The 4,298-nt window shown below is 62.3% G+C and carries 3 protein-coding genes; all 3 read left to right on the top strand.

Annotated elements, in window-relative coordinates; all coding sequences use genetic code 11:
- The coding region (locus AC1DU6_RS21630) for a glycoside hydrolase family 43 protein (protein ID WP_477859510.1) at positions 1-1,258 on the top strand (1,258 nt) is incomplete at its 5' end.
- A gap of 41 nt (positions 1,259-1,299) precedes the next feature.
- Positions 1,300-2,748 carry a family 43 glycosylhydrolase gene (locus AC1DU6_RS21625; RefSeq protein WP_477859508.1) on the top strand — a complete coding sequence of 483 codons (1,449 nt, stop codon included), beginning with the start codon at positions 1,300-1,302 and terminating at the stop codon, positions 2,746-2,748.
- 96 nt (positions 2,749-2,844) lie between these two features.
- A partial coding sequence (locus AC1DU6_RS21620; protein WP_477859506.1) for an alpha-N-arabinofuranosidase occupies positions 2,845-4,298 on the top strand: 1,454 nt, incomplete at its 3' end.

Genomic DNA, 4,298 nt, shown 5'->3' with positions numbered 1-4,298 from the left:
GTTCTATGTCTCGACGTTCGCCTCTACCAGCGGACGCACCCACATTTACACCACGCGCGATCCGGAGCGCGGCCCGTGGAAAGAGACGAGTTTCGAGCCAGCGCTGCATGACCACAGCCTGTTTTTCGACGACGACGGTCGCGTTTACATGCTCTGGGGGGCCGGTCGCATCACGCTCACCGAGCTGCAACCCGACCTCTCCGGAATCAAGCCCGGCGGCGTGAACAAGGTCATCATCGAAAATCTCAACGCCGTCTTCGGCTCCGACGTGGGCGGGCTCAGCGAGGGTTCGCAGCTTTTCAAGATCAACGGCCGCTACTACCTCGTCAACATCGCCTCGCCTGGGAGCCGCTGGGCGCGCAGCGTCATCGTCCACCGCGCCGACAAAATCGACGGTCCCTACGAGGGTCGCATCGTGCTCGATGACCGYGGYATCGCCCAGGGCGGCCTCATCGACACGCCCGAMGGCAAGTGGTACGCCTATCTYTTCAAGGRCAACGGCGCCGTCGGTCGCATTCCCTAYCTCGTGCCSGTGACCTGGAAGGACGGCTGGCCCGTGCTMGGCGAAAACGGCAAGGYGCCCATGACGCTCGACATCCCCGCCGGCGGACAGGGCGTCTCCGGCGCCTCCGGCATCGTCGCCTCTGACGAATTCGACCGCCAGCCCGGCGACCCCGACCTGCCCCTCGCCTGGCAATGGAATCACAACCCCAAGCCTCGTGACTGGTCGCTTACCAAGCGCCCGGGCCACCTGAGCCTCGTCACCAGCCGGGTCGTTTCCACGTTGCCGGAGGCCACGAACACCCTCACCCAGCGCACCTTTGGCCCCAGCAGTTTCGCCACCACGAGCATCGACGTGAGTGGCATGAAAGACGGCGACCTGGCCGGCATCGCCGCTTTTCAGAAAGACTATGGGTTTGTTGGCGTAAAGATGAGCGGCGGCACCCGATCTCTCGTCATGGTGAGCGCCGACTCCGGCAATCCCGAGGAAATCGCCTCCGTTCCCCTCTCCGGCAAAACCGTTCACCTCAAGGTCGAATGCGAATTTCAGCCTGCGCCTGACGTCGCCCGCTTCTCCTACAGCCTCGACGGCAAATCCTGGACCCCCATCGGWCGTCCCTCGGCTCTTCACTACACCCTTCCGGAGCACTTCATGGGTTACCGCTACGGCCTCTTCTATTACTCGACCAAAACCGCCGGCGGCCGTGTGGACTTTGACTATTACCGAATCGGACAAGGGGCGAAAGACGGGCGCTGACACGGTGCGACCTATTTTCCCACTCCTATTCTCGGGCCCTCATGAAGAAACCAACCCTCTCCGCCGTCGTTCTCTYGTCCGYGYTGGYYTTRCTGCCCGCRACGTCATTCGCGCKCAACCCGGTTATTCAAACGATGTATACGGCCGATCCGGCCCCCATSGTCCATAASGGCACGCTCTACCTGTTTTCYRGCCAYGACGAAGAYGTCGGGGAGGCCAACAACTTCAAYATGAAGAAYTGGGTGCTCGCCACGACRACGGACATGGTGAACTGGACYCAGCACGGCGCGGTCGCCTCCCTGCGAGATTTTCCTTGGGCCTCCAAGGAGAACTCCGGCTGGGACGGCTATGACAACGGTGCCTGGGCCCCTCAAGTGATTGAGCGCGATGGCAAGTGGTATCTCTATGGCCCGGTGCAAGGCCGTGGCATTGGCGTGCTGGTGGCCGATAACCCCCTGGGCCCCTATATCGACCCGATCAAAAAGCCGCTGATCGCCGGCCACGCCGGCGGCCTGTACGACAGCATCGATCCGACCGTTTTCATCGACGACAAGGGTCAGGCCTATCTCGCCTGGGGCAATCCCAATCTGTGGTCAGTGAAACTGAACAAGGACATGATTTCCTACGACACCAGCGTCGGGGAGAAGGGCATCATTGGCCATCCGATGACCGTCAAGGCCTTGGGCGAGCGCAACCCTCCGGACACAGTAGGCGTCACGAAGCCGAAGCCTGCTTTGCGCGGCACATCCTACGAAGAGGGTCCTTGGCTCTATAGGCGCAAGAATCTCAATTACCTGTTTTTTGCCGCCGGTCCCATCCCTGAGCATCTCGGCTACGCCACCGGCCCCACAGCCGAAGGCCCGTGGACCTACGGCGGCGCCGTCATGTCTCCGCAAAGCGCTTTTACCAACCACCCGGGCGTGGTCGATTACAAGGGCAAGACCTACCTTTTCTATCACAACGCCGCTCTTCCGGGAGGCGACGGCTTCAAACGTTCCGTGTGCGTCGACGAGTTGAAGTTCAACCCCGATGGCTCGGTCCCGATGGTGCAGCCAACCAAGGAAGGGCCGGCGCCGGTCGCCACCCTCGATCCCTACAAGCGAGTTGAAGCCGAGACCATCGCCTGGTCTTCCGGTGTCAAGATCGAGCCCAGCAGCGCCGGTGGCCAGAATGTGCGCGACATCCATGACGGCGCCTATATCCAGGTGCGAAATGTCGATTTCGGCGTGACCGGCGCGCGCGCCTTCATGGCCAGCCTCGCCAGCACGGCCGAGGCGAAGGARSCCAGCGGGGCRAAGATCGAGATTCGTCTGGGCAAGCTCGACGGCCAGTTGRTCGGCACTCTGCCRGTGTCAGGAACCGGCGGCGAATGGAAGCAGCAGTTGGCCCAGATCTCCGGAGCCTCCGGCGTCCAGGATCTCTTCTTCGTATTCCGCGGTGMGGCCGGCGAAGAACTGTTCAAGTTCGATTACTGGCAATTCTCGAAATAACTGAACAAGGCGGTCCGCGCATGGCGCTGCCGAAGAATCAGCGGGATTCATTGCGATCAAACACATGGCGGCTTTGCAGCTGTCTTGAGACCCTATATGAAAACAATCAAACACAGCCTYGCCGTTCTCGGCCTGATCGCGGCMCCGGCTTTTGCCGCCAACSMGGTCAGCATCAACATCGACGCCGGCAAGCCCGGCCCGGTCATCAGCAAGTAYGTSTACGGCCAGTTCGCCGAACACCTCGGCACCGGCGTCTACGAAGGCATGTGGGTCGGCACSAAGTCGAACATCCCSAACACCCGRGGYTGGCGCAATGACGTCGTCGGCGCGCTCAAGGASCTGCATGTGCCGCTGGTGCGCTGGCCGGGCGGCTGCTTCGCCGACACCTACCACTGGCGCGACGGSATYGGCCCGCAGGACAAGCGMCCGAGCAACGTCTGGGGSASCCACGTCGAAGAGATCAACGCCGTCGGCACCCATGAGTTCTTCGACCTSATCGAGATGATGGGCGCCGACGCCTACGTCAACGGCAACGTCGGKWCCGGCAGCGTGCAGGAGATGGCCGACTGGGTCCAGTACATGACTGCGGAAGGCGGCTCGCCKCTGGCSAGGCTGCGCGCTCAGAACGGGCGCGAGAAGCCGTTCAAGGTCGCYTTCTTCGGTGTCGGCAATGAGTTGTGGGGTTGCGGCGGCAACATGAAGCCCGASTACTACGCSAGCCTGTACAGCAAYTACGAGCATTTCCTGTGGGSGYCMGAGAAGTCGCGGCCGAAGATGATCGCCAGCGGCGGCAGCGGCTTCGACACCGCGTGGACCCAGGTCCTGAGCAAGGAACTGAAGGGCCGCACGATCGGCATCACCGTTCACCAGTACACCGTCCCGACCGGCAACTGGGACGTCAAGGGCAAGGACCTCGGCTTCAAGGAAGGCGAGTGGATCTCGACCCTGGCCAATACCTTGAAGATGGATCAGCTCGTCAAGGATCACGTGGCCATCCTGGACAAGAACGATCCCCAGAAGAAGATCGGACTGATGGTCGACGAGTGGGGCACCTGGTATGACGAAGCAGGCGCCCGAAGCGCGCTGTTCCAGCAGAACTCCCTGCGCGACGCGCTGGTGGCGGCACTCAACTTCCACATCTTCCACGAGCATGCGGAGCGGGTCACTCTGACCACCATCGCCCAGATGGTCAACGTGCTGCAGGCGATGGTCCTGACGGACAAGGAGAAGATGGTCCTGACGCCGACCTACTACGCGTTCCAGATGTATGCGCCGTTCCAGGATGCCAAGTCGCTGCCGCTGGCCATCAAGGACAACACCAGCTACACGCTGGGCGCAACAACCATTCCGGGCGTGAGCGCTACGGCGGCGCGCGCCAAGGACGGCAAGGTGTACCTGGCGCTGGTCAACACCGATCCGTCCAAGGCGGTCGATGTCGCCGTCGACGTCGCCGGCACGAAGGTCAAGGGTGCGGCCGGCAAGGTGCTGACCTCGGCCGCGATGGACGCGCACAACACGTTCCAGAATCCGCAGGTCGTCAAGCCGGCGGC

This window comes from Roseateles sp. P5_B10, from assembly GCF_056400485.1.
Note: the sequence above shows the minus strand (reverse complement) of the source record. Positions and strands in the feature narration are given on the sequence as shown.